This is a genomic window from Vannielia sp. SX4, assembly GCF_052828525.1.
Genome location: NZ_CM128247.1, coordinates 4,122,553 through 4,144,493 on the forward strand (window position 1 = coordinate 4,122,553; position 21,941 = coordinate 4,144,493).

The 21,941-nt window shown below is 66.5% G+C and carries 27 protein-coding genes and 1 tRNA gene; 16 read left to right on the forward strand and 12 right to left on the reverse strand.

The annotated features are described in order from the left end of the window. Window positions 1–5 precede the first annotated feature (5 nt). Entirely contained in the window at window positions 6–992 is a 987-nt protein-coding gene (locus tag ACUXVX_RS20455; RefSeq protein WP_446309732.1) for a branched-chain amino acid ABC transporter permease, read from the forward strand. A gap of 4 nt (window positions 993–996) precedes the next feature. Beyond that, window positions 997–1,248, forward strand: coding sequence for a hypothetical protein (locus ACUXVX_RS20460; protein WP_446309733.1), 252 nt, complete (start codon window positions 997–999; stop codon window positions 1,246–1,248). Window positions 1,249–1,258: 10 nt separating this feature from the next. Here the strand turns inward: ACUXVX_RS20460 and ACUXVX_RS20465 are convergent, their stop codons facing one another. Beyond that, complete coding sequence (locus ACUXVX_RS20465) at window positions 1,259–1,561, reverse strand: hypothetical protein (RefSeq protein WP_222471846.1); 303 nt, start codon at window positions 1,559–1,561, stop codon at window positions 1,259–1,261. Window positions 1,562–1,702: 141 nt separating this feature from the next. Further along, on the reverse strand, window positions 1,703–2,029 hold the full coding sequence (locus ACUXVX_RS20470) for a hypothetical protein (protein WP_446309734.1): 327 nt from the start codon (window positions 2,027–2,029) through the stop codon (window positions 1,703–1,705). 90 nt (window positions 2,030–2,119) lie between these two features. On the opposite strand from ACUXVX_RS20470, the gene ACUXVX_RS20475 reads away from it, so the two are divergent. From ACUXVX_RS20475 to ACUXVX_RS20485, 3 genes are all read left to right on the forward strand, one after another. Then, a complete protein-coding gene (locus ACUXVX_RS20475) occupies window positions 2,120–3,196 on the forward strand; it encodes a branched-chain amino acid ABC transporter permease (protein ID WP_446309735.1) in 1,077 nt (358 codons plus the stop codon). A gap of 144 nt (window positions 3,197–3,340) precedes the next feature. Beyond that, complete coding sequence (locus tag ACUXVX_RS20480; protein ID WP_222471843.1) at window positions 3,341–4,624, forward strand: ABC transporter substrate-binding protein; 1,284 nt, start codon at window positions 3,341–3,343, stop codon at window positions 4,622–4,624. A 98-nt stretch (window positions 4,625–4,722) separates the two neighbouring features. After that, the gene (locus tag ACUXVX_RS20485) at window positions 4,723–5,550 is read left to right on the forward strand and encodes an ABC transporter ATP-binding protein (protein WP_222471842.1); all 828 of its coding nucleotides are present in this window, start codon (window positions 4,723–4,725) and stop codon (window positions 5,548–5,550) included. Between the two features lie 23 nt (window positions 5,551–5,573). On the opposite strand, the gene ACUXVX_RS20490 is transcribed toward ACUXVX_RS20485, so the two are convergent. Beyond that, window positions 5,574–6,422 carry a hypothetical protein gene (locus ACUXVX_RS20490; RefSeq protein ID WP_446309736.1) on the reverse strand — a complete coding sequence of 283 codons (849 nt, stop codon included), beginning with the start codon at window positions 6,420–6,422 and terminating at the stop codon, window positions 5,574–5,576. Window positions 6,423–6,564: 142 nt separating this feature from the next. On the opposite strand from ACUXVX_RS20490, the gene ACUXVX_RS20495 reads away from it, so the two are divergent. From ACUXVX_RS20495 to ACUXVX_RS20510, 4 genes are all read left to right on the forward strand, one after another. Then, complete coding sequence (locus ACUXVX_RS20495; RefSeq protein WP_446309737.1) at window positions 6,565–7,776, forward strand: phenylacetate--CoA ligase family protein; 1,212 nt, start codon at window positions 6,565–6,567, stop codon at window positions 7,774–7,776. A 28-nt stretch (window positions 7,777–7,804) separates the two neighbouring features. Further along, complete coding sequence (locus ACUXVX_RS20500) at window positions 7,805–9,448, forward strand: peptidoglycan-binding domain-containing protein (RefSeq protein ID WP_446309738.1); 1,644 nt, start codon at window positions 7,805–7,807, stop codon at window positions 9,446–9,448. A 24-nt stretch (window positions 9,449–9,472) separates the two neighbouring features. Then, complete coding sequence (locus tag ACUXVX_RS20505) at window positions 9,473–9,835, forward strand: VOC family protein (protein ID WP_446309739.1); 363 nt, start codon at window positions 9,473–9,475, stop codon at window positions 9,833–9,835. Window positions 9,836–9,939: 104 nt separating this feature from the next. Beyond that, window positions 9,940–10,692 carry an SDR family oxidoreductase gene (locus ACUXVX_RS20510; RefSeq protein ID WP_446309740.1) on the forward strand — a complete coding sequence of 251 codons (753 nt, stop codon included), beginning with the start codon at window positions 9,940–9,942 and terminating at the stop codon, window positions 10,690–10,692. A gap of 79 nt (window positions 10,693–10,771) precedes the next feature. On the opposite strand, the gene ykgO is transcribed toward ACUXVX_RS20510, so the two are convergent. After that, complete coding sequence (gene ykgO, locus ACUXVX_RS20515) at window positions 10,772–10,897, reverse strand: type B 50S ribosomal protein L36 (protein ID WP_039685556.1); 126 nt, start codon at window positions 10,895–10,897, stop codon at window positions 10,772–10,774. Between the two features lie 80 nt (window positions 10,898–10,977). After that, a tRNA-Val gene (locus tag ACUXVX_RS20520) sits at window positions 10,978–11,052 on the reverse strand. Between the two features lie 134 nt (window positions 11,053–11,186). Here ACUXVX_RS20520 and ACUXVX_RS20525 point away from each other — a divergent pair. Together ACUXVX_RS20525 and ACUXVX_RS20530 are read left to right on the forward strand one after the other, a co-directional pair. Then, window positions 11,187–12,068 (forward strand): N-formylglutamate amidohydrolase, encoded by an 882-nt coding sequence (locus ACUXVX_RS20525; protein ID WP_446309741.1) that lies wholly within the window; start codon window positions 11,187–11,189, stop codon window positions 12,066–12,068. A 79-nt stretch (window positions 12,069–12,147) separates the two neighbouring features. Next, window positions 12,148–12,552, forward strand: a complete 405-nt coding sequence (locus ACUXVX_RS20530; RefSeq protein ID WP_446309742.1) for a PaaI family thioesterase — start codon at window positions 12,148–12,150, stop codon at window positions 12,550–12,552. Between the two features lie 4 nt (window positions 12,553–12,556). Here the strand turns inward: ACUXVX_RS20530 and ACUXVX_RS20535 are convergent, their stop codons facing one another. From ACUXVX_RS20535 to hutX, 3 genes are all read right to left on the reverse strand, one after another. Then, window positions 12,557–12,841, reverse strand: coding sequence for a hypothetical protein (locus ACUXVX_RS20535; protein WP_446309743.1), 285 nt, complete (start codon window positions 12,839–12,841; stop codon window positions 12,557–12,559). A 71-nt stretch (window positions 12,842–12,912) separates the two neighbouring features. Continuing rightward, window positions 12,913–14,166, reverse strand: a complete 1,254-nt coding sequence (locus ACUXVX_RS20540) for a DNA polymerase IV (protein WP_446309744.1) — start codon at window positions 14,164–14,166, stop codon at window positions 12,913–12,915. Window positions 14,167–14,224: 58 nt separating this feature from the next. Then, window positions 14,225–14,719: a heme utilization cystosolic carrier protein HutX gene (hutX, locus tag ACUXVX_RS20545; RefSeq protein WP_446309745.1), complete on the reverse strand. Its 495-nt coding sequence runs from the start codon at window positions 14,717–14,719 to the stop codon at window positions 14,225–14,227. A gap of 233 nt (window positions 14,720–14,952) precedes the next feature. On the opposite strand from hutX, the gene ACUXVX_RS20550 reads away from it, so the two are divergent. Both ACUXVX_RS20550 and ACUXVX_RS20555 read left to right on the forward strand, forming a co-directional pair. Further along, window positions 14,953–15,849 carry an SPFH domain-containing protein gene (locus ACUXVX_RS20550; protein WP_446309746.1) on the forward strand — a complete coding sequence of 299 codons (897 nt, stop codon included), beginning with the start codon at window positions 14,953–14,955 and terminating at the stop codon, window positions 15,847–15,849. After that, window positions 15,846–16,127 (forward strand): NfeD family protein, encoded by a 282-nt coding sequence (locus ACUXVX_RS20555; RefSeq protein ID WP_446309747.1) that lies wholly within the window; start codon window positions 15,846–15,848, stop codon window positions 16,125–16,127. The genes ACUXVX_RS20550 and ACUXVX_RS20555 overlap by 4 nt, the downstream gene beginning before the upstream one ends. Window positions 16,128–16,181: 54 nt before the next feature. On the opposite strand, the gene ACUXVX_RS20560 is transcribed toward ACUXVX_RS20555, so the two are convergent. Then, window positions 16,182–16,553: a winged helix-turn-helix transcriptional regulator gene (locus ACUXVX_RS20560; RefSeq protein WP_222496694.1), complete on the reverse strand. Its 372-nt coding sequence runs from the start codon at window positions 16,551–16,553 to the stop codon at window positions 16,182–16,184. Between the two features lie 122 nt (window positions 16,554–16,675). Here ACUXVX_RS20560 and ACUXVX_RS20565 point away from each other — a divergent pair, with 122 nt between their 5' ends. From ACUXVX_RS20565 to ACUXVX_RS20575, 3 genes are all read left to right on the forward strand, one after another. Beyond that, on the forward strand, window positions 16,676–17,302 hold the full coding sequence (locus ACUXVX_RS20565; protein WP_446309748.1) for an NAD(P)-dependent oxidoreductase: 627 nt from the start codon (window positions 16,676–16,678) through the stop codon (window positions 17,300–17,302). A gap of 174 nt (window positions 17,303–17,476) precedes the next feature. Then, entirely contained in the window at window positions 17,477–18,007 is a 531-nt protein-coding gene (locus tag ACUXVX_RS20570) for a type VI secretion system amidase effector protein Tae4 (RefSeq protein ID WP_446309749.1), read from the forward strand. Next, window positions 18,004–18,420 (forward strand): hypothetical protein, encoded by a 417-nt coding sequence (locus ACUXVX_RS20575; RefSeq protein WP_446309750.1) that lies wholly within the window; start codon window positions 18,004–18,006, stop codon window positions 18,418–18,420. Before ACUXVX_RS20570 ends, ACUXVX_RS20575 begins: the two co-directional genes overlap by 4 nt. Before the next feature lie 9 nt (window positions 18,421–18,429). Here ACUXVX_RS20575 and pyrF read toward each other — a convergent pair whose 3' ends face one another. The 3 genes from pyrF to ACUXVX_RS20590 all read right to left on the reverse strand — a co-directional run bounded on the left by pyrF (window position 18,430) and on the right by ACUXVX_RS20590 (window position 21,933). After that, a complete protein-coding gene (gene pyrF, locus ACUXVX_RS20580; RefSeq protein WP_446309751.1) occupies window positions 18,430–19,161 on the reverse strand; it encodes an orotidine-5'-phosphate decarboxylase in 732 nt (243 codons plus the stop codon). A gap of 164 nt (window positions 19,162–19,325) precedes the next feature. Further along, entirely contained in the window at window positions 19,326–21,383 is a 2,058-nt protein-coding gene (pbpC, locus tag ACUXVX_RS20585; protein ID WP_446309752.1) for a penicillin-binding protein 1C, read from the reverse strand. After that, window positions 21,373–21,933: a putative glycolipid-binding domain-containing protein gene (locus ACUXVX_RS20590; RefSeq protein ID WP_446309753.1), complete on the reverse strand. Its 561-nt coding sequence runs from the start codon at window positions 21,931–21,933 to the stop codon at window positions 21,373–21,375. Before ACUXVX_RS20590 ends, pbpC begins: the two co-directional genes overlap by 11 nt. Window positions 21,934–21,941: the final 8 nt, after the last annotated feature.

Below are 21,941 nucleotides of genomic sequence, written 5' to 3' on the forward strand. Positions count from 1 at the left end.
CGGAAATGCCTGACCAGCTGCTGTTTGCGATGGAAGTCACCCTGAACGGGCTGATGGCCGGGGTCATGTATGCGCTCGTCGCGCTGGGGTTCGTGCTGATCTTCAAGGCGAGCGGCATCTTCAACTACGCACAGGGGGTCATGGCGCTGTTCGCGGCGATGACACTGGTGGGCCTGCAGGACGGTCAGGTGCCGTTCAGCCACCTGATCAACGCGATCTTCGGGACCGATGTGCACCACTTCGGATGGCATCTGCCTGCCTTCGTCGCGATCATCGGGACGGTGATGGTGATGGTGGCCTTCGCATGGGCGGTGAACCAGCTGATCCTGAAGCATCTGGTGAATCAGGAGCCGATCATCCTGTTCATGGCGACCATCGGGCTGGCCTATTTTCTCGAAGGGCTGGGCGACATGATGTGGGGCTCCGACATCAAGAAGCTCGACGTGGGGCTGCCGCAGGGGATCAACCTTGGCATCGACGAGACCACGTTCAACTGGTTCGGCTACGGGTTCTTCATCGACAACCTCGACATCGTGGCGACCGTGATCGCGGCATTGCTGGTGACCGGTCTGGTGCTGTTTTCGCAATACACCAAGCAAGGCCGGGCGCTGCGGGCGGTTGCCGACGATCACCAGGCGGCGCTGAGCGTGGGCATCAGCCTGCGGTTCATCTGGGTGCTGGTCTGGGCCATCGCGGGTTTCGTGGCGCTGGTGGCGGGGATCATGTGGGGGACCAAGTCGGGCGTGCAGTTTTCGCTCTCGCTCATTGCGCTGAAGGCGCTGCCGGTGCTGATGCTGGGCGGCTTCACCTCGATCCCCGGCGCCATCGTGGGCGGGCTTATCATCGGTGTGGGCGAGAAGCTCTTCGAGTTCCTGATCGGGCCGCTGGTGGGCGGGGCGACGGAGAACTGGTTTGCCTATGTGCTCGCCCTCGTCTTCCTCGTCTTCCGGCCACAGGGGCTGTTTGGCGAGAAGATCATCGAGAGGGTGTAGCCGCATGACCAAGCTGATCGCCGTGCTGAACGTAATCGCATGGGGCGGGTTCTGGGCCTTTGGCTACATCGCGCTGACGACGGAGCCTGCCGACACGCGGCAGATGATGATCGCGCTGCTGCTGGCAGCTGCCGGGGCGGGCGTGGGCTTGTGGGCCTACTTGCGGCTAGTCCGGGCGAGCGAGCGCAGCGGGTATGCCAAGCCACCGCGCCATGTGCTGCCGGAGCACGCACCGAACGGAGAGACCGGCGCGTGAGGGCGCGGGGCTATCCCTGTGTGGCGGCGACGAAGACGCCCAGCGCCACGGCGCCCAGCCCCAGAAGGATAATGGCGGCCTGCGTGGAGACGCCGAAGAAGACCGCGATGGCCACGATCAGCACCGCCGAGACGATGAGATACGGCATCAGCCCGCGGACGATGTCCGAGCAGGTGCCGAGCAGGCAATCGATGCAGCGACCCAGCCTGCCCTCGCGCGGCGCACGGCCCTGCTCTTCCGCCGGCAGCTCGTCCAATGGCTGGATCTGGGCCTGCGGCGGCAAGGTGACAAAGCGGTTCTTCGCGTCCGGCATTCGGGCTCTCTGGACAGGTTGCGGGGCGGCCGGGTGGCCGGGTGATGCAAGCAATTTGAACAAAGATTGCGGCAGCCGGTTGGCGGCATTGTCTCGAAAGCAAGAAAATGTCGGAGCGGGCGCAGCGCGCGGTGCGCGGCCTCAGTTGGTAGCGACGGCCAGAACCGCGAGGCCGATGACCAGTACGACCAGCAGGATGGCGGCGGCCTTGAGCGAGATGCCGAAGACCGATGCGGCGCCTACCACGACGACCGCGCCGCCGAAGAGCCAGGGCAGCATGGCGGCGAAGCCATTGGCCAACCCGGTCACCACGGCCTCGAAAAGCCCCCACAGCAAGCCCTCACGGCGCATCGCGCGGCGCTCGCGGCCCTCCAGCTCGGAGCGCAGCCGGAACGCGGCGGCGGCGGCCTCGATGGCGGCGTTGTCCTCGGCGGTGGGCTGCCGGGTGGTCGATGCGCTTTCGGTCATGGCGGGGCCTTTTGTGGTTGTTGCCGCAATGGAGACAAACAACTTGGGCGCCCCGATGGCGGGAATGTCCCGAAATGGAGGAAATGGCTGATGCTCTACCGCGAGGCAGGCGACTTCAAGACGAGTTATGCCGACGACAACCAGACCTTTCCTATCAGGTTCGACCGGTGGCGGTATTACGCGGTTCTGGTGATCGCATTCGGGATCGTGCCGTTCATCATCAACGACTACTGGGTGAGCGCGGTTTTCTTGCCGTTCCTGATTTATGCCATCGCCGCTATCGGGCTGAACATCCTGACTGGATACTGCGGGCAGGTGAGCCTTGGCACCGGGGGCTTCATGGCAGTGGGAGCCTATGCCTGTTACAAGTTGATGACCGCCTTTCCGGACATCAACATCTTCTTCCACGTCATCCTTGCGGGCGGCGTGACGGCCGGTGTGGGCATTCTGTTCGGGTTGCCGAGCCTGCGGATCAAGGGGTTCTACCTCGCCGTGGCGACGCTGGCGGCCCAGTTCTTTCTGGTCTGGCTCTTCAACCGGGTGCCGTGGTTCTACAATTACTCCGCCTCGGGCCAGATCAGCGCGCCGGAGCGCACGGTTTTCGGGATCGAGGTGACGGGGGCCAATACGGAAGCTTGGGCCTCGTACCTCTTCTGCCTTGTCTTCGTGGTGATCCTCGCATGGCTCGCCCGCAACCTGACGCGGGGCACGGTGGGGCGGAAGTGGATGGCCATCCGGGACATGGACATTGCCGCGGAGATCATCGGGGTGAACCCGCTGACCGCCAAGCTGAGTGCCTTTGCCGTCTCGTCCTTCTTTATCGGGATCGCGGGGGCGCTGTTCTTTGCCGTCTATCTCGGCGCGGTCGAGGTGGGGGAAGCCTTTGGCATCAACAAGAGCTTCCTCGTGCTCTTCATGGTGATCATCGGGGGCCTCGGCTCGATCTTCGGGTCGTTTGCCGGTGCGGCCTTTCTGGTGCTGTTGCCGGTGCTGCTGAAGAACATTCTGGTCGGCACGCTGGGCTGGCCGACCGATCTGGCTGCGCATCTGGAGTTCATGATCGTGGGTGCGCTCATCATCATCTTCCTGATCGCGGAGCCGCATGGGCTGGCGCAGCTGTGGCGGGTAGCGAAGGAGAAGCTGAGGCTCTGGCCCTTCCCGCACTAGGGCGGGGATTGGTGGGCTGCCCCACCGCAAGGATACCCGCGGAAGCGGGGGACGGATTGGCCCACCTACGGGCCGAGGAGGAGGAGACCGGGGCCCAACCCCGGCGCAACGCAACATCGGACCAACCAAGGGAGGAGAACCCCGATGAAGAAGACACTGGCAACACTGGCGCTTGGCGCGGTGATGGCCGCCGCTCCGGCGATGGCAGAGATCACCATGTCGGCGCTCAGCTATCGCACCGGCCCCTATGCGGCGAACGGCATCCCTTTCGCTGACGGCTATGCCGATTACTTCACCCTGCTCAACGAGCGGGATGGCGGCGTTGGCGGCGAGAAGATCAACCTTGTGGAATGCGAGACCGGCTACAACACCGAAAAGGGTGTGGAGTGCTATGAGTCGACCAAGGGCGAGGGCGTTCTGGTGTATCAGCCGCTCTCGACCGGCATCACCTACCAGCTGATCCCCAAGGCCACCGCCGATGGTATCCCGATTCACTCGATGGGCTATGGCCGGACCTCGGCCAAGAACGGCGCGGTCTTTCCGTGGGTGTTCAACTACCCGGCCAACTACTGGGACGGCGCCAGCCACGCGATCACCCATATCGCGGAGCAGGAAGGCGGCGACCTGACCGGCAAGAAGGTGGCGCTGGTCTATCACAACTCGGCCTACGGCAAGGAGCCGATCCGCACGCTGGAGAAACTGGCGGAGAAGCATGGCTACGAGCTGAGCCTGCTGCCGGTGGATCACCCCGGTCAGGAGCAGAAGAGCCAGTGGCTGCAGATCCGCCGCGACCGGCCCGACTACGTGATCATGTGGGGCTGGGGCGTTATGAACCAGGTCGCCATTCAGGAGGCGGTGAACATCCGCTTCCCGATGGACAAGTTTATCGGCATCTGGTGGTCCGGCTCGGAGAATGACGTGCTGCCCGCCGGTGACGGGGCCAATGGCTACAAGGCGCTGACCTTCCACAACCTCGGCAAGGATTACCCGGTTTATGCCGACCTTCAGACCCATGTGGTCGACAAGGGCATGGCTGCTGGCGCGGGCGACCAGCTCGGCACCGCGCTCTATAACCGGGGCATGTATGCCGCAATGCTTGCCGCCGAGGCGATCAAGACCGCGCAGGAGATGAGCGGCGAGACCGCCATCACCCCGGCGCAGATGCGTGACGGCATGGAGAACCTCGAGATCACCGAAGCCAAGATGGAGGCCCTCGGCCTGCCGGGCTTTGGCCCCGAGTTCAAGGTGAGCTGCGAGAACCACGGTGGGGACGGCTATGGCGCCGTGGCCCAGTGGGATGCCGCCGCCGGCACGTGGAGCCTGATCACCGATTACTACCAGTCGGATCAGGAGGTCATTGGCCCGCTCGTCGAGGAAGACAGCGCCGCCTTTGCCGCCGAGGCAGGAATCGAAGCGGGCTGCATGTAAGCCCATCCTCCCCGGCCGCAGCGCAGGTTGCGGCCGGGGAATTTGAGTATTTTCGCCAAGATGAAGGGGCGGGTCGTGCCCCGGAGGAGAGCTGAGCGATGCTGGATGCCGCGAAACCCGAGAGCGAGACGCTGCTTGAGGTCAACAACATCGAGGTGATCTACAACCACGTGATCCTCGTGCTGAAGGGGGTCAGCCTGAAGGTGCCAAAGGGCGGGATCACCGCGCTGCTGGGTGGCAACGGCGCAGGCAAGACCACCACGCTGAAGGCGATCAGCGGGCTGCTGCGCTCGGAGCGGGGCGAGATCACCAAGGGGAGCATCACCTATCGCGGCGAGCGGCTGACCGGTCATGACCCGGCAGCGCAGGTGACCTCGGGGGTGATTCAGGTGATGGAGGGCCGGCATTGCTTTGAGCACCTCACCGTGGAGGAGAACCTGCTGACCGGCGCCTACACCCGGCGCGACGGGCGCGGTGCCACGGATGCCGACTTGCAGATGGTTTACGACTATTTCCCGCGCTTGAAGGAGCGGCGGAAGAGCCAGGCGGGCTATACCTCGGGCGGGGAGCAGCAGATGGTGGCGATCGGCCGCGCGCTGATGAGCCGGCCCGAGACGATTTTGCTGGATGAGCCGAGCATGGGGCTGGCGCCGCAGCTGGTGGAACAGATTTTTGGGATCGTGAAGCGGCTGAACGAGGAGCAGGGGGTGACCTTTTTGCTCGCGGAGCAGAACACCAACGTCGCCCTGCGGTTCGCCCATTACGGTTACATTCTGGAATCGGGGCGCATCGTGATGGATGGCCCTGCCGCGGAGCTGCGCGAGAACCCGGATGTGAAGGAGTTCTACCTCGGCATGAGCGAGGAAGGGCGCAAGTCTTTCCGCGATGTGCGGAGCTATCGGCGGCGCAAGAGGTGGCTGGCGTAGCGGTTGGCGGGAGCAGTCCCGCCCTAGGCTTCGGCTTCGGCCCGCATCTCGGCGATCCGCTCAAGGGCCTCTTCCCGCGTGTTGCGGATGTTGGGCTCAAAATCCTGACTCTCGGAGCGCAGGCGGATGTCGGCCTCAGTCTCGCTGCCGGGTGCGTAGCGGACCGAGCCGAGCGAGGCCGCGAGGTTGAGCCGCTTGCCGCGCGAGGCGTAGCGGACCCATGCGGCAGGCTCGATGCGGCAGTTCTCGTAATTCACGAGGAAGAACCACTTGCGGTCGGTCTCGCGGATTCGGTCCTCGATGTGGTCGTAGACATCATCGACATCGCGGGCGTTGGCGAAGGTGAAATCGGAGAAATCGACCTCCATCACAACCGCGTCGGGCCGGAAGGAGATGCGGCGGCGGATCTCTTCGGGGGTGTGGCTGGGCTGGTGGACGATCTTGCGCTGGCGGGTGCTCTGGAAGGTCTTGAGCCGCGCGAGGGCACTCTCACGGTCGGGCAGGAGGTTGGCGTCGAAGTTCTCGGTGCCGGCGGAGCGCTCGATCTGGGCGCGGGTCACCTCGCTCACGTCGAAGCGGACGGTCCCCATGGAGTAGGCGAGGTTCAACGCCCTGCCCCGGCGGGCGAAGGCGATCCAGGCCTCAGGGTCGATCCGGTTGTCGGAGTAGTTGACGAGAAAGAACCACTTGTCCTCACCGGTTTCGGCAATCCGCTCCTCTATCCGGTCGTAGAAGCGGTTGACCGCGCGGGAGCCGGTGAAATGCAGGCCGGAGAAGTCGGCCTCCATGATGGCCTCGTCCTCCAAGAAGGCGATGCGGGCATCGAGGAAGTCATCGGACAGACGGGTGGAGGTTGCGGCAAGCTGGGGCATAGGCCGGGGCCTTTCTTCAAACAAGTTCACTCGCGCGCATTGGCACTATGCCATGGGCGTCGCGGGGAGAAAGCGGCTATCTTGCCGCCGGGGCAACCGAGGCGGCAAACCGCCCATCCAAGCGCAACCTGAGGAGGACGGAATGGTGAAGAGCGGGCCGGAATGGCGGAGCGCAGAAGCGCGGGCGGCGGACATGGCCACGGCGCTGCCAAAGCAAGTGGCGCGGGCACAGGGCCTGCCGGGCTATGGCGCGCTGACCGGCGTGGATGCGGGCGCGGTGACCTCGGCGGAGGCGCTGGCCGCCCTGCCGGTGCTGCGCAAGGGCGCGCTGATGGAGGCGCAGGCGGGGCGGCGGCCCTTGGGCGGGCTGACAACGGTGGAGGCCAGCGGGTTCACCCACCTCTTCCAGTCTCCCGGCCCGATCTATGAGCCGGGGATGGCCGATGCGGAAGACTGGTGGCGGTTTGGCCCCTTTCTCCGGGCGCTCGGCATCGGCGCAGGCGACGTGGTGCAGAACTGCTTTGCCTACCATCTGACACCGGCGGGGATGATGTTTGACAATGGCGCCCGCGCGGTGGGCGCGGCGGTGATCCCGGCAGGCACGGGGCAGACTGAGCTTCAGGTGCGGGCTGCCGCCGACCTTGGTGCGACGGCCTATGCGGGCACGCCGGATTACCTGAAGGTGATCCTCGAGAAGGCCGACGAGATGGGGATTTCGCTGGGGATTACGCGGGCTGCCGTTTCGGGAGGCGCGCTGTTTCCGTCACTCAGGGAGTGGTACGCGGAGCGCGGGATCACCTGCCTGCAATGCTATGCCACCGCCGATCTGGGCAACATCGCCTATGAAAGCAGCCCGGAGAGCGGGCTGATCGTGGCCGAGGGGGTAATCGTGGAGATCGTCACCCCCGGCACGGGCGACCCGGTGCCTGAAGGCGAGGTGGGCGAGGTTGTGGTGACCACACTGAACCCCGATTACCCGCTGATCCGCTTTGCCACCGGCGATCTGAGCGCCGTGCTGCCGGGCGAGAGCGATTGCGGGCGCACCAATGGCCGGATCAAGGGCTGGATGGGCCGGGCCGACCAGACCGCCAAGATCAAGGGCATGTTCGTGCGACCCGAGCAGGTGGCGGAGCTGGTTTCCCGCGTGGGCGCAGCGAAGGCGCGGGTGACGGTGACACGCGAAGACGAGCGCGACGTGATGGCAGTGGCCTTCGAATCGGAGGGTGGCAGCGAGGACACGCTGGCCAGCGCGGTGCGCGAGATCCTGAAACTTTCTGGTGAGGTCAGCATTCATCCCTTGGGAAGCCTGCCGAAAGACGGCAAGGTTATAGACGACCAGAGAAGCTACGATTAGGGCCGACCCAACGGCCCGGGAGGTGGGCATGAGATCGGTAATCCTTCTGACGTTGGCGATGATCGCCGGTCCAGCCACGGCTGACCGGGCCTTGATATTGGGGCAGCCCGAAGGCGGGCGCGGGATTTTTGGCGCCAGCGCGCCGGATCTGGCTGCCGCCTACGAGGGCGCCGGCTTTACGGTGATCGGCGGCAGCCCGGCCACGGCGGCGCTGATGCGCGAGGGGTTGGCGCGGTTTCTGGAAGGCGTGGAGGGCGAGCGGCGGCTGGTAATCCACCTGTCGGGCAGCTTTGTGCGCTCTGGCTCCGACACATGGCTCTTGGCCGATGATGCGAAGGCTCCGAACCTTGCCACCGTGGCAGGGCAAGGGCTGGCGCTCTCGACCGTGCTGGAGATCGCGGCAGAGGTGCCGGGGCAGTCGATGGTGCTGATCGGCAGCGGCGCGGCGCCCGAGAACCTGGGGCCTGGGCTATCGGCCGGGCTGGGTGTGCTGGACATTCCGCAAGGGGTCACGGTGATCCGGGGCCGCTCGGCGCAGGTTGGGGCCTTTGCCGTGGGGCCGCTGATACAGGAAGGCCGGACCCTTGCCGCGCTGGCCGCCTCGGAGGATGTGACCGGCGAGGGCTACCTCTCGGCGGCGACGATCTGGCGGCCCGAGGGGGAGACCCCGGAGCAGCCCGCCGACGATGCGCCGGTGGCCGATGCCGCCGAGGTGGAGCGCGCGGTGTGGGAGAGCGCAGTGGATGCCGACAGCAAGGAGGCCTATCTGGGCTACCTCGCGCGCTACCCGCTGGGCCAGTTTGCCGATGAGGCCCGCAAGGCAATTGCTGAGATCGAGGCCGAGCCCTACCGCGCCGAGCGCAAGGCGGAGGAGGCGCTGGAGTTGAGCCGCGACGAACGCCGCCAGATCCAGCGCAACCTGACGGTGCTCGACTATCGCCCGCGCGGGATCGACGGAATCTTCGGCCCCGGCACGCGGGGCGCGATCAAGGCGTTTCAGGAGAAGAACGGCTTTCCACCCTCGACCTACCTGACCCGCCAACAGATCACCCGGCTTGGGGAACAGGCCGAGCGGCGCAGCGCCGAGCTGGAGGCCGAGGCCGAGCGGCGGCGGCTGGAGGCCGAGCGCGCCGACCGGGCTTATTGGGAGGTGACGGGCGCGGCGGGCGACGAGGCGGGCCTGCGGGTTTACCTCAAGAAATACCCAGACGGGATTTACAGCGAGATCGCGCAGGAGCAGCTCTCGATCATCGAGGAAGACAAGCGCCGCGAGGCCGCCGCGCAGGACCGCGCCGCGTGGGATGTGGCGGTGAACGCCAACACGGTGGCGAGCTATCGCAACTACCTCGTGGCCTATCCCAAGGGCGCCTTTGCCGAGGAAGCGCGGGCGCAGATTGCCAAGCTGACCGAAGAGGCCAGCCCGGACCGGCAGGAGGCCCGCGCCCGCGAGGAGGCGCTGAGGCTGCCGCAGTTCACCAAGGTGCTTGTGGAGCGGCGGCTGGCTCAACTCGGGCTGGAGCCGGGGCCGACTGATGGCGAGTTCGACCAGCAGACCCGCCGCGCGATCCGCCGGTTCCAGCGGGACCGGGAGCTTGAGGTGACCGGCTTTCTGGACGAGGCGACGGTGAGCCGGATGCTCGCCGACGCGGGCATCAGGATCATTCGCGAGTAACAGCGACACAGAGGGAGGAAGGACATGGAGAAGGTCAGCGGTATCGGCGGGTTCTTCTTCAGGTCCGAGGACCCGAAGGCGCTGGCGGCGTGGTACGAGACCCATCTGGGCATCTCCCCGGTGCCCGGCGATTATGACACGCCGCCATGGGAGCAGGAGGCGGGCGCAACGGTGTTTGCCCCGTTCGAGAAGGTCACGGAGTATTTTGGCAACGCTGAGAAGGCGTTCATGCTGAACTTCCGGGTGCGCGACCTCAATGCGATGATCGCGCAGTTGGAGGCCGCCGGGATCGAGGTGCGGCGTGACCCGGAGAGCTACCCGAACGGGCAGTTTGCGTGGCTGAACGACCCGGAAGGCAACCCGATCGAGCTGTGGGAGCCGGCATGAGCGGGCGGGAGGCGCAGGAAACGGGTCGGTAAGGCGCAGGCTTCGGGTCGGCGCGGCGCGGGCGGTGCGGGAAGGTCCGGTCATCCAGAAAAGGAGACCGGAACATGCGATTTGCAGGAAAGACGATACTGATCACCGGAGCCAGCTCGGGCATCGGGGCGGCGACGGCGCGGCTGGCGGCGGCGGAGGGCGCGGCGGTGGTGCTGGGCGCACGGCGTGCCGAGCGGTTGGAGGCGCTGGCGGGGGAGATCGAGGCAGGGGGCGGCGGCGCGGCCTGGGCTGCGGGCGATGTGACCGACCCGGGCTTTGCCGGGGAATTGGTGGCACTGGCCGAGGCTCGGTTTGGCGCGCTGCACGGGGCTTTCAACAACGCGGGCATGGTGGGCGAGATGGGGCCGGTGGAGGAAATGAAAGAGGCCAATTGGCGGGCTGTCATGGCCACCAATCTGGATGCGGCGTTCCATGGCGCGAAGGCGCAGGTTCCGGCGCTGCGGCGTGCCGGGGGCGGTGCGCTGCTGTTTACGGCGAGCTTTGTCGGCACCTCCTCAGGCCTGCCGGGTATGGCGGCTTATGGCGCGGCCAAGGCGGGGGTGATCGGGCTGGCGAAGGGGCTGGCGGCGGAGCATGGCGCGGAGGGGATCAGGGCGAACGCGCTGCTGCCGGGCGGGACGCTCACCGAGATGGCGGGTGATGACCCGGCATTCATCGACTTCGCCAAGGGGCTGCACGCGATGAAGCGGCTGGCCAAACCCGAAGAGATTGCCCGCGCGGCGCTGTTCCTGCTCTCGGAGGAAGCCAGCTTTGTGACCGGGGCGGCGCTGTTTGCGGATGGGGGCAACGCGGTGAGCAAGGTTTGAGCGGCTGCCGTGCGCAGGCATGACAAACAAAAAGGCCGCCTTACTTGGGCGGCCCTTCCGTTTTAACGCGCTGAAACGCTTAGCCCTGACGGGCCTTGAAGCGGCGCTGGGTCTTGTTGATCACGTAGACGCGGCCTTTACGGCGCACGATACGGCAATCCCGGTGCCGGTTTTTCAGCGAGCGGAGCGAGTTGCGAACTTTCATCGTCTCTTTCCTCTCTTGCGGCCCCTAACGCGGCAGTTGGGTGCCAGGTTCAACAATGACCCCGGAAGGGTCGGCTCATATGGTGGGCGATACTGGGATCGAACCAGTGACCCCTTCGATGTCAACGAAGTGCTCTACCGCTGAGCTAATCGCCCGTCCCTCCTCGAATCGCCCCGTTCTCAAAGCAAAAGACGCGGGGCGGTCCGCGTCGGTGCGGTGCGTATAAAGTGAAGCTGCGCGCGGTTCAAGGGCTTTTGGCACGCCGTGATTTGCCGCTATAGTTTGGGCCATGAGCACGACGGCGGAAAAGGCATATCGGATCGAGCGGCCGGTGGTGCGGACCACGGGCGCCGTCTTTGCCTCGCCGCACTCGGGCGCGGCCTACCCTTGGGCTTTTCTGCGGGCCTCTGTGCTTGACGAGCGCAGCATCCGCAGCTCCGAAGATGCCTTTGTAGACCAGCTTTTCAGCGCTGCGCCGGAGCATGGTGCGCCGCTGATCGCGGCCTTGGCGCCGCGTGCCTACATCGACCTCAACCGCTCGGCGGACGAGCTGGACCCCGCGCTCATTCGCGGTGTGGCTACGGTGACCCACAATCCGCGGGTCAGCTCCGGGCTGGGGGTGATTCCGCGCGTTGTGGCCGGCGGGCGGGCGATTTACCGGGGCAAGATCACGCTGGAGGAGGCGCAGGGCCGGATTGCCGAGGTCTGGCGGCCCTATCACCGCGCCTTGCAGCGGGAAATCGACGAGGCCCGCGCCGAGTTTGGCCAGGCGGTTCTGATCGACTGCCACTCGATGCCGCATGAGGCGATCGACGCTGCGGGGAGCCGCAAGGGCAACCGGCGCTTGCCCGAGATCGTGCTGGGCGACCGCTTTGGCGCCGCCTGCAGCGCCGAGATCATGGACCTTGTGGAGTCGGCCTTTGCCCGGGCGGGCTTCAGGGTGGCGCGGAATGCGCCCTTTGCCGGGGCCTATGTGGCACAGAGCTATGGCCGCCCGACCCGCGGCCAGCATGCGGTGCAGGTCGAGATCGACCGCTCGCTCTACATGGACGAGGCGCGGATCGAGCCTGCGCCGCAGTTCGACGAGGTCCGTGCCCGGCTCTCCGCCGTGGTGGCCGAGATCGCCGAGATCGGACGGGGCAACACGGCGATGCCGTTGGCGGCCGAGTAACCCACCGGGACGTGACGTAAGGTTTGACCGCCCGGCCCACGGGCGCATGCTCCTTTGCAGTCAGGCAGAGGAGGAGCCGATGCTTCCACGCGAACAGGCGCAGGCGATTCTCGATGCGCAGCCGTTTTCCAAGATGGTCGGGGCCGAGTTGGTGGAGTTCGGTGAGGGGCGCTGCGAATTTTCGACGCTGATGCGGGAGGAGCTGACTCAGCACATGGGGATCGCGCACGGCGGTGTGATCGCCACGCTGGCCGACATGGCGCTGACCTTCGTGGGCGGGTCGGTGCTGGGGCCGGTGATCACCTCGGAGATCAAGATCAACTACATCCGGCCCGGCGTGGGCGAACGGTTGGTGGCCCGCGCCGAGGTGGTGGGCCACGGGCGGCGGCAGGCGGTGACCCGCTGCGATATCTTTGCGGTGGTGGACGGCGAGGAGAAGCTCTGCGCGGCGGCGCAGGGGACAATCGTGAAGCTGGAGAACTAGGCGCTCAGAAGCCGCAGAAATCGGACCCGAAGTAGCGGTAGCGGAACGGGTTGCGCGACAGCACTTCGATATCCTCGCGCGCCGAAACAGCTATGACGGCGTTGTTGGCGCCCATCAGCCCATAACCGGCCTCCTGGTAGGTCTTCAGCAACTGGTCCTCGGTCATCACGCAGGCGTTGGTCTCGAAGATGTAGCGCACGAAATCGTCGGGATCGCCCGGCGTGGGCGGAGGCCTGTCTTGCGCCGCGGCGGGAAGGGCGATGAGGCAGAGGGCGATTGAAACGCGCATAAGGGAATGGTGCGGGTTCCGTGGGGGTAAGTCCAGCCCTTGAGGCGCGCTCTTCGGCCCATCAAGGAATCCTAGCGGAGCGCCCTGCCCTTCAGGATCGCGTCCTTGCCGAAGCGGGCGCGGATCGCGTCGGTTGCGCGTTCGGCCTTGGCGCGGGTCCCGGCACCGGGATCGAGCAGGTCGCCGGAGAGGTCGGCGGCGGCCTCGGGTGCGAGGTCGGACAGGCCCACGCCGATCAGACGGAAGGGGCCATCATTTCCGGCATGGTCGAAGAGTTCGCGGGCGGTGCGGTAGATCTTGTCTGCGATCTGGGTTGGCTCGCGCAGGGTGGTGCGGCGGGTCAACAGCTTGAACTTGGCGGTCTTGAGCTTGAGCGTCACGGTGCGGCCAGACAACTCCTTGGCCTTGGCGCGAGCGGAGACCTTCTCGGAGAGGCGCCAGATGTGGCCGTCGAGAATGTCGGCGCTGGCGGTGTCTTCGAAAAAGGTCGTTTCGTTGCTGATGGATTTCAGGCCGGAGTCGCGGCTGACGCGGCGCTTGTCTTGCCCGCGGGCGAGGTGCCAGAGGCGGGCGCCGGAGGAGCCGAAACGGGCGGCGAGGTCTTTCTGATCCCAGCGGCGGAGGTCAGCGAAGGTGCGGATGCCCGCGCCCTCCAGCGAGGATTGGAAGGCCTGCCCGACGCCCCAGATCATCCGCACCGGCTTGTCGCGCAGGAACTCCTCCGTCTCCGACTCGCCGATCACGGAAAAGCCCTGCGGCTTGTCGAGATCGGAGGCGATCTTGGCGAGGAACTTGTTGTGGCTGAGGCCGATGGAGCCGGTGACGCCCAGCTCGGCCTTCATCCGTTTCACCAGCCGGGCCAGCATGATGGCAGGCGGGTGACCGTGGAGGCGGGCGGTGCCGGTGAGATCCATGAAGGCCTCGTCGAGCGAGAGCGGCTCGATGGATGGGGTCAACTCCTCCATCATCGCGCGGATCTGGCGCGACACCTCGACGTAGACCTCCATCCGGGGCCGCACCACCACCGCTTCGGGGCAGAGCTTGAGCGCCTGGAACATGGGCATGGCCGAGCGCACGCCCTTGATCCGGGCGATGTAGCACGCGGTAGAAACCACGCCCCGCTTGCCGCCGCCGATGATCACCGGCTTGGCGGCCAGCTCCGGATTGTCGCGCTTTTCGACGGAGGCATAGAAGGCGTCACAATCCATATGGGCGATGGAGAGCGAGAACAGCTCGGGGTGGGCCGCAACGCGTGGCGAGCGGCAGGCGGGGCAGCGGGGGCCGGTCTCGAACGGGGTGAGGCAATCGCGGCAGAGGGCGGGCATGGGGCACCTTTCGGCGCATAATCTAGCGCGGCTGGCCGCCCCGCCCAAGAGGCCGCGATCAGCCTGCTGCCATGCGGTCGCGCAGCTTGGCGAAGGCCGCCTCCTGCCCGGGCAGGAACGCGCGGTTCTCGTCGCGGCCGAGGTAGACCTTGAACATGCAGTTGCCGTCGAAGCTGTAGAACTGCACCGAGTGGCCGAGCCGCCCCATCATCTCACGGGAGACGAAGGCGATGGTTTCGCAGGCGTCGATCTTGAGGTGGCCATGCAAGGGTTTGCCGGAGAGGTTGTAATAGCCGCGCCCCTCGGAGCCATCGGGGATAGGCGCTTTCACCTCGAGCACCACGTCGCCGGTGTTGACGATGAAGGTGACCTCGCCCCAGCTGCGCATCTCCTGCATGATTTCGATGAAATGGCTGCCCGCGATGCAGGTGGCCTCGCCGCCCGGCAGGTTGTGCAGCACCTCGGCCACGGAGGTGCCGGCCATGCGGGCGATGTCTTCAAGCGGGGCCATCGGCTTTTCGGCGAAGGCTGCGGCGAGGGTGGTGTGTGGCATGGGTCAGCTCCGGGAAAGACGACGGGGATGGAGCTGGCGGGAGGCGGGCGACCGTCGGGTTGAAGTGGCGCAAGAAGGGGCCGCGCGGCCTTGATTGTCAATGCATCGTGGGCCGTGTCCGGCTGGCCACGCTTGCGCCGTGACGGGCGTGGGTGATTCGGAAAAGCCTTCAAAACGGCGTGATCACTCCCCATATGTGATGTGGCAGGGGCAGTTAGTTACAGGATTTAGTCATGAACCTGATGGATTTTCTTCCGGGCATCGGCGGCGGCACCATTGTGGTCGGCCTGCTGGCGCTGTTTGTCATCATTTCGATCTTTCTCGGCGTGCGGATTGTTCCGCAGTCGGAGAAGTATGTGGTTGAGCGGTTCGGGCGGCTGAAAAGCGTGCTTGGGCCGGGGATCAACCTGATCGTGCCGTTCATCGACCGGGTGCGGCACAAGGTGAGCATTCTGGAGCGGCAGCTGCCGAACTCCAGCCAGGATGCGATCACCGCGGACAACGTGCTGGTGCAGGTGGAAACCAGCGTGTTCTACCGCATCCTCCAGCCGGAAAAGACGGTGTACCGGATCCGCGACGTGGATGGCGCGATTGCGACCACGGTGGCCGGTATCGTGCGCTCGGAAATCGGCAAGATGGAGCTGGACGAGGTGCAATCGAACCGCTCGGCGCTGATCTCCTCGATCAAGCAGCTGGTCGAGAGCGCGGTGGATGACTGGGGCATTGAAGTGACCCGGGCCGAGATTCTCGACGTGAACCTAGACGAGGCGACCCGCGCAGCGATGCTTCAGCAGCTGAACGCAGAGCGGGCCCGCCGGGCGCAGGTGACCGAGGCCGAGGGCAAACGCCGCGCGGTCGAGCTGCAATCGGACGCCGAGCTTTATGCCGCCGAGCAGAAGGCCAAGGCCCGCCGGGTGCAGGCCGACGCCGAAGCCTATGCAACGGGCGTTGTGGCGGCGGCGATTCAAGACAACGGCATCGAGGCCGCCCAGTACCAGATTGCGCTGAAGCAGGTGGAGAGCCTGACCGCGCTGGGTGAGGGCAACGGCAAGCAGACGATCATCGTGCCGGCTGACGCGATGGAAGCCTTCGGCAACGCCTTCAAGATGCTGCGGGGGGTCGCGAAATGACCGAGCTTTTCACCACATGGTGGGCGTGGCTTGCGCTGGCGGTCGTGCTGGCGATCCTCGAACTCTTCGCGCCCGGTTTCATCTTCGTCGGTTTTGCCATCGGCGCGGCGATCACCGGTATCCTGCTCGCCGTGGGGATCACCTTTGGCGGCAACCTGGCTTGGCTCGCGCTGTTCTTTGCGGTCGTCTCGGTGGTGGCCTGGGTGATCTGCTACAAGACCTTCGGCGGCAAGGGCCGCCAGGTGCAGACCTTTGACGAGGACATCAACGAGGGCTGACCGGCCTGTCCGCGAAATTGCAGGGGCCGCCTTCGGGCGGCCCTTTTGCGTTTATCAGGCCTCTTCGCGGGCGTCGAAGGCGCGGCGGTTGGTGTTGATCGCCGGCTGATGCTCCACCGCCCAGTCGCGCAGGGCGACGAGGGCCGATTGCAGCGAGAGGCCCAGCGGGGTGAGTGCATATTCCACCGAGGGCGGCGATGTGGGCAGAACCTCGCGGCTCACCAGCCCGTCACGCTCGAGGTTACGCAGGGTTACGGTGAGCATCCGGCGGGAGATGCCATCGACCACCCTCGCTAGCGCGTTGAAGCGGCAGGGGCCGTTCATCAGCTCGAGCATCACCAGCAGCGACCATGCATCGCCGATGCGGTCGAGCACATCGCGCATGGGGCAGGCGTAGGAGATGCGGCGGCGGGCCTGCATGTTCATCGGGGCGGCTCCTTTTTGGGGGTAACACCGGGGTAACCATGTGACGGGAGAATGCCTCTCCCGCCCTCCGGTTCTGCTGCGTAAGTAGGTTCTCAATAGTAACCTACTACGGAGTGAGACAGATGAACATCCTTTTGATCGGCGCAAGCGGCATGATCGGGAGCCGGATCCTGAAAGAGGCAGCCGAGCGCGGACACAGCGTGCGGGCGGCGAGCCGGAGCCCAGAGAAGATTGCCTTGCCTGATGGCGCGAAGGCTGTGGCGCTGGACGTGACCGATGGCGCGGCGGTGGCGGCAGCGGCTGAGGGGGTGGATGTGATCGTCACCACCGTCAGCCCGCGCAGCACCGGCGATGCGGTGAGCGAGATGGCCGCGATCGGCGCGGGCGCGGTTGCGGGGGCGAAGGCGGCGGGCGTGCCGCTGATGGTCGTTGGCGGCGCGGGCACGCTGAACCTGCCGGACGGCTCGCCGCTGCTGCCCAACCTGCCGCCGGAGATCCTGCCAGAGGCAACCGGCATGAAGGCGTTCAAGGAGACCCTGCCGTACAGCGGCGTGGCGTGGACCTTCTTTGCCCCCGCCGCCCTGATCGCACCGGGTGAGCGAACCGGCACATTCCGCCTCGGCGGCGATGTGCTGCTCTCTGACGAAGCCGGAGAGAGCCGGATCAGCGCCGAGGATTACGCAGTGGCTCTGGTCGACGAGCTCGAAGCGCCAAAACACCGGGGCGAGGTGTTCACCATCGCCTATTGATCTGCCCTTGCCCCGCCGCGCTGAAACCTGCCCGGCGGGGCGACTTTTGCGTCCGCAGGTATCGCCAAAGTTGATGATGCGGTATTTTGAGCTTGTGCCTCACGTCATTTGAGGAGGCAGTGCCGCGATTTTTTCAAGCGGCTTGAGACTGTTTAAACAGATGGAGATTGTACGATGCCCAATATCCTTGGCACCGGTGGTGTGACCTTCAAAACCCTGTGGGACAATTACCCCGCGTTTTCAGACCCCTGCGATGGCCCCTTCACGAACCAATGCGCGATCAGGTTCACCCATGCGCTGATGGAACAGGGGCTGAAGCTCAAGGGCTTCCGCGGCACGAAATGCTGGGGCGACAAGAAAGATACCAACCACAAACACGCGATTCGCGCCGAAGACGTGGGCAACTGGCTTGCCGGTGTGCCCTATGGCGGTATGGGACGCCGCGAAAAGATCGACCCGGCGGAGTATCAGAAAACCCTCGACGGGCGCACCGGGTTCGTCTTTTTCAAAGACTACTGGCAGCGCAGCCTGCCGAGTGGAAAGCTGCAGAGCTTTGCCAATCGCTCGGGCGACCATATCGACCTGTGGAACGGCTCCCACTGCTCCGGTGACGGCTCGATGGCGTTGCGGGAGGATGCCGAGGACAGCGGCGACCTGAGCGACCGCAACAAGGCCAAGCAGATTTGGTTCTGGGAGGTCAAATGACGAAGTGGGCGGCCTTGCTGGGCGTGGTGCTCGGCGTCTGCGGCATGGGCTGGTGGCTCGCGGCGCAGGCCGATGGCCACGATGATGACGCCACCCGCGCGGCATTGCGTGCAGTGATGGCCCATGCCGCCGCCCCCATGCAGGACGATGGCTGTTACCTCGAGAGCGAGCCGTCGGAGGGCGGCTGGCAGGTGGCCGATTTTCTGGCCGACATGACCCTGTTCGGCACGGTCTCGGGCCAACCGCTGGCGCTGCGCCATGCCTGTGGCGAGCGCGGTGAAGATGTGTGCGGCCTGAGCTACGGCGTGGCCGGTGTTGAAGGCGGCATGGGCCAGAGCTGGACGCTCTTTTACACCCGGCGGGGTGAAAGCGGCGGGATCGACCCGGAGAGCTTCAGCTGTTTCGGGCAGTAAGAGCCGGGCTCAGGGCAGCTCGGCCACGATGGCGCGCGCCGCGGCATCGGGGTTTTCGGCCTGCCACACCGGACGGCCCACCACGATGTGGTCGGCCCCCTGCTCCACCGCGAAAGCGGGCGTGGCGATGCGCTTCTGGTCGCCCTTGGCGCTGCCGGTGGGGCGCACGCCGGGGGTGACGATGAGCTTGCCTTCAGCCTGAGGCAACGCCCGGATGGCGGCGGCCTCGTGCGGCGAGGCGATGACCCCGTCAGCCCCTGCCTCGAAGGCCTTGGCGGCGCGTTCGGTGACGATCTCGGCCACGTCGCCCGCGCGGACCAGCCCGGCATCCAGATCGGCCCGGTCGAGCGAGGTGAGGATGGTCACTGCGAGGATTTGCAGGTCGGTGCCGCCCTTACCCTCTTGCGCCGCCCGAACCACATGCGGGTCGCCGTGGACGGTGAGAAAATCGAGCTCGAACTGGGCGATTCCGCGCACGGCGGCCTCCACGGTGGCGCCGATGTCGAAAAGCTTCATGTCGAGGAAGATGCGCTTGCCGTGCTCCTGCTTCAGCTCGTTGGCCAGCGCCATGCCGCCGCCGCAGAGCATCCCGAGCCCGATCTTGTAAAAGCTCACCGCCGCGTTCAGCTGCCCGGCCAGCTCGAGCCCCTGCACCGCGTTGGGCACATCGAGCGCCACGATCAGGCGATCGTCGGGCAGGCGGTTGTGGGCGAGGGGTGCATCGGCAGTGGCAGTCTGCATGGGGAGCCTCCTGAGGGATGTTTCCCTTCCCTACGCCCTGCCCCGGCATCGCGCAAGCTGCGGGCAGGGTGGTGGAGGCATTGTAGCCGGAAAATGAGGCTGAGTGCGCCCTGCTTCATTTTCTTGCTTCAAATATCCACCAAAATCTCTTCTGGCCGATCCTCTCAATCCAGCACCCGGATGGAGGATCGGGCGGTGGCGCCCGAAGCGTCAATCACGGTGAGTTGCAGGTAGCCGGGGGCGGACCAGTCGAACTGGGCCTCGCGGGCGCGCAGGCCGGTGGCCAGAGGGGCGCCATTGGCGAGGAGGGTGAAGGGTGGGCGGCCATCGCGGAGTTTGACCACCAGCGCGCCGCCGGTTTCCAGCTCGGCCCCGTCGGGCGGGTAGGCGAGCTTGGGGGCGCCGGGGGCGGTGGTGGAGAGGGCGGCGGAGCGGGAGGCGAAGTGGCGGAGCGGCTGGGGCAGCTCGCCGTTGGAGACCAGCAGCACCGAGGGTGGTGGCGGGGCAAAGGCCTCGCGGGTATCTTTCAGCCGGTCGAAGCTGGCAAAGAGCAGCGGGCCGGCGATGCCCGCGCCGAAGGCACCGGGCACCGGCGTGCCATCGGCCCGGCCAATCCACACGCCCACCACGTGCCGCGCGTCATAGCCCACGGCCCAAGCATCGCGGTGGCCGTAGCTGGTGCCGGTTTTCCACGCCATCGGGCCATGGGAGGCGCGGGGCGGCGGGGTGAGCTGGGCGAGGATATGGGTCACCTGCCAGGCCGCCTCGGGGGAGAGCACGCGCCGGGGCGCGGCGCGGTGCGGGCTTTGGGCGGCGGAGAGGGCGATGCTTTCGCCGCCGCGGGCGATGGCGGCGTAGAGCTGGGTGAGGTCAGTCAGAGTGACGCCGAGGCCGCCGAGCGCCACGGCGAGGCCGGGGCGGCCCTGCGGCAGCTTGGGCTCCATCCCGGCGCGGCGCATATGGGCCAGCAGCCGCTCGGGCGTGAGGGCCTCGGTAAGTTGCACCACGGGGATGTTCAACGATTGCCGCAGCGCCTCGGAGAGGCGGATGGTGCCGCGATAGTGGTTGTCAAAGTTCTGCGGCGCGTAGCTGCCGAAGGCCATGGGCCGATCTTCGATCAGCGTTTCGGGGTGGGCCAGCCCTTGGTCGAAGGCGAGGCCGTAGACCAGCGGTTTGAGCGCCGAGCCGGGGGAGCGGAAGGCGCGGGTCATGTCGACCCAGCCGGCGCGGCTGTCGTCGAGGTAGCCCGCCGAGCCGACGGTGGCGAGGATTTCACCGGTCTGGTGGTCGGCCACGACGACAGCGACGGAAATGGTCTCGCCGATCTCGCGGGCGGTCTGCGCGGCGAGCGGTTCGAGCGCCTGCTGGAGGCGCTTGTCGATGGTGGTGAGGTGGCGGGTGCCGATGGGGTTTTGGGCCAGCAGGTGATCGGAGAGATGGGGTGCGAGGGCCGGGAAGTCGCGGCGGCGGGCGGGCACCGAGTCTCGCAGAGCGGCGCGCGCCTCGGGCGCGGTGAGCAGGCCTTTGCCCACCATCCGGTCGAGCACGCGCCCGCGGGCGGCGGTGGCTGCATCGTTGGCGCGGTCGGGGCGGCGGCGCTCGGGCGACTGCGGCAGGGCGACCAGCAGCGCTGCCTCTGCGGGGGTGAGGCGGCGGGGTTCCTTGCCGAAGTAGGCGAGCGAGGCCGCGCGAACGCCTTCTAGGTTGCCGCCGAAGGGGGCGCGGTTGAGGTAGAGTTCGAGGATCGCGTCCTTGCCCAGCCGCCGCTCCATCGCCAGCGCAAGGCGGACCTGCCGGATCTTGCCTTGCCACTGCCCGGTCGAGCCATCTTCGAGTATGCGGGCGACCTGCATGGAGAGCGTGGAGCCGCCGGAGATGACCTTGCCGTTCCAGACCGCCTGCCCCACGGCCCTCAGGGTGGCGCGCCAGTCCACCCCCGGATGCGTACGGAAACGCTTGTCTTCATAGGCCAGCAGCATGTCGACATAGCGCGGGTCGACCTCGGCCAACGTGGTGTGCAGCCGCCAGCGGCCATCGGAGACGGTGTATGCCCGCAGCAGCGTGCCGTCGCGGGCGAGCACCTCTGGGGAGGTTTCGGCCACCAGCGGCGGCAGGACAGTGGCTTCAACCCACGCATCAAGCTTGTCGCGGCCGAGCGCGAGAGCGAAGAGGGTGACAGCGGCGCAGACCGCCAGTCGCGCGATGAGCCGCTCACCCCACATCGACGGTGCCCTCCCAGAGGCCGGGGTAACTGGTGACGAAGCCGGTGGGATGCACCTGAAGATCGGCCTCGAAGCCGGGGGAGGCATAGGTGAAGCGGCCCGCGCCCTTTTGGGTGTAGCGCTGGGGAAGCCGGGTGAGCGTGCCGTTCTCCTCTTCGCGGAACCAGGCGGCGGCCACCTCCTCGGTGCCTTCGAAGGCGAGCCTGCGGAGCGGCAGGAGGTTGGTGGCGGGGGTGAAGGCGAGGTCGATATCGACGCAGTCCTCGAGCTGGCCCGGCGCATCGCCGAGGCACCAGCCGGTCGGGCCTTTCAGCAGCCGCCAGGCGACCTCCTGCCCGCCCATGAGGCCGGTCACATCGGCTGACTGCGTCTCCCATCCGGCATTGCAGCGCACCACGTAATCCAGCGCGGTGCGCTGGCCGCCGTGGTCGTAGCGGGCGTGGCCGCAGAGCATCCAGCCGCCGGGCTCCTCGACGAGGCGGCAGGTGTCTTCGCCGGGCCGGTCGAGCCGGCGCCAGCGTGCCGTGGCGTGGGGCTTGCCGTTTTTCACCCGCTCCC

Excerpts from the sequence above, each read along its gene's own strand:
- ACUXVX_RS20455 (WP_446309732.1), top strand. The coding sequence starts at position 6 with ATGCCTGACCAGCTGCTGTTTGCGATGGAAGTCACCCTGAACGGGCTG.
- ACUXVX_RS20460 (WP_446309733.1), top strand. The coding sequence starts at position 997 with ATGACCAAGCTGATCGCCGTGCTGAACGTAATCGCATGGGGCGGGTTC.
- ACUXVX_RS20465 (WP_222471846.1), bottom strand. The coding sequence starts at position 1,561 with ATGCCGGACGCGAAGAACCGCTTTGTCACCTTGCCGCCGCAGGCCCAG.
- ACUXVX_RS20470 (WP_446309734.1), bottom strand. The coding sequence starts at position 2,029 with ATGACCGAAAGCGCATCGACCACCCGGCAGCCCACCGCCGAGGACAAC.
- ACUXVX_RS20475 (WP_446309735.1), top strand. The coding sequence starts at position 2,120 with ATGCTCTACCGCGAGGCAGGCGACTTCAAGACGAGTTATGCCGACGAC.
- ACUXVX_RS20480 (WP_222471843.1), top strand. The coding sequence starts at position 3,341 with ATGAAGAAGACACTGGCAACACTGGCGCTTGGCGCGGTGATGGCCGCC.
- ACUXVX_RS20485 (WP_222471842.1), top strand. The coding sequence starts at position 4,723 with ATGCTGGATGCCGCGAAACCCGAGAGCGAGACGCTGCTTGAGGTCAAC.
- ACUXVX_RS20490 (WP_446309736.1), bottom strand. The coding sequence starts at position 6,422 with ATGCCCCAGCTTGCCGCAACCTCCACCCGTCTGTCCGATGACTTCCTC.
- ACUXVX_RS20495 (WP_446309737.1), top strand. The coding sequence starts at position 6,565 with ATGGTGAAGAGCGGGCCGGAATGGCGGAGCGCAGAAGCGCGGGCGGCG.
- ACUXVX_RS20500 (WP_446309738.1), top strand. The coding sequence starts at position 7,805 with ATGAGATCGGTAATCCTTCTGACGTTGGCGATGATCGCCGGTCCAGCC.
- ACUXVX_RS20505 (WP_446309739.1), top strand. The coding sequence starts at position 9,473 with ATGGAGAAGGTCAGCGGTATCGGCGGGTTCTTCTTCAGGTCCGAGGAC.
- ACUXVX_RS20510 (WP_446309740.1), top strand. The coding sequence starts at position 9,940 with ATGCGATTTGCAGGAAAGACGATACTGATCACCGGAGCCAGCTCGGGC.
- ykgO (WP_039685556.1), bottom strand. The coding sequence starts at position 10,897 with ATGAAAGTTCGCAACTCGCTCCGCTCGCTGAAAAACCGGCACCGGGAT.
- ACUXVX_RS20525 (WP_446309741.1), top strand. The coding sequence starts at position 11,187 with ATGAGCACGACGGCGGAAAAGGCATATCGGATCGAGCGGCCGGTGGTG.
- ACUXVX_RS20530 (WP_446309742.1), top strand. The coding sequence starts at position 12,148 with ATGCTTCCACGCGAACAGGCGCAGGCGATTCTCGATGCGCAGCCGTTT.
- ACUXVX_RS20535 (WP_446309743.1), bottom strand. The coding sequence starts at position 12,841 with ATGCGCGTTTCAATCGCCCTCTGCCTCATCGCCCTTCCCGCCGCGGCG.
- ACUXVX_RS20540 (WP_446309744.1), bottom strand. The coding sequence starts at position 14,166 with ATGCCCGCCCTCTGCCGCGATTGCCTCACCCCGTTCGAGACCGGCCCC.
- hutX (WP_446309745.1), bottom strand. The coding sequence starts at position 14,719 with ATGCCACACACCACCCTCGCCGCAGCCTTCGCCGAAAAGCCGATGGCC.
- ACUXVX_RS20550 (WP_446309746.1), top strand. The coding sequence starts at position 14,953 with ATGAACCTGATGGATTTTCTTCCGGGCATCGGCGGCGGCACCATTGTG.
- ACUXVX_RS20555 (WP_446309747.1), top strand. The coding sequence starts at position 15,846 with ATGACCGAGCTTTTCACCACATGGTGGGCGTGGCTTGCGCTGGCGGTC.
- ACUXVX_RS20560 (WP_222496694.1), bottom strand. The coding sequence starts at position 16,553 with ATGAACATGCAGGCCCGCCGCCGCATCTCCTACGCCTGCCCCATGCGC.
- ACUXVX_RS20565 (WP_446309748.1), top strand. The coding sequence starts at position 16,676 with ATGAACATCCTTTTGATCGGCGCAAGCGGCATGATCGGGAGCCGGATC.
- ACUXVX_RS20570 (WP_446309749.1), top strand. The coding sequence starts at position 17,477 with ATGCCCAATATCCTTGGCACCGGTGGTGTGACCTTCAAAACCCTGTGG.
- ACUXVX_RS20575 (WP_446309750.1), top strand. The coding sequence starts at position 18,004 with ATGACGAAGTGGGCGGCCTTGCTGGGCGTGGTGCTCGGCGTCTGCGGC.
- pyrF (WP_446309751.1), bottom strand. The coding sequence starts at position 19,161 with ATGCAGACTGCCACTGCCGATGCACCCCTCGCCCACAACCGCCTGCCC.
- pbpC (WP_446309752.1), bottom strand. The coding sequence starts at position 21,383 with ATGTGGGGTGAGCGGCTCATCGCGCGACTGGCGGTCTGCGCCGCTGTC.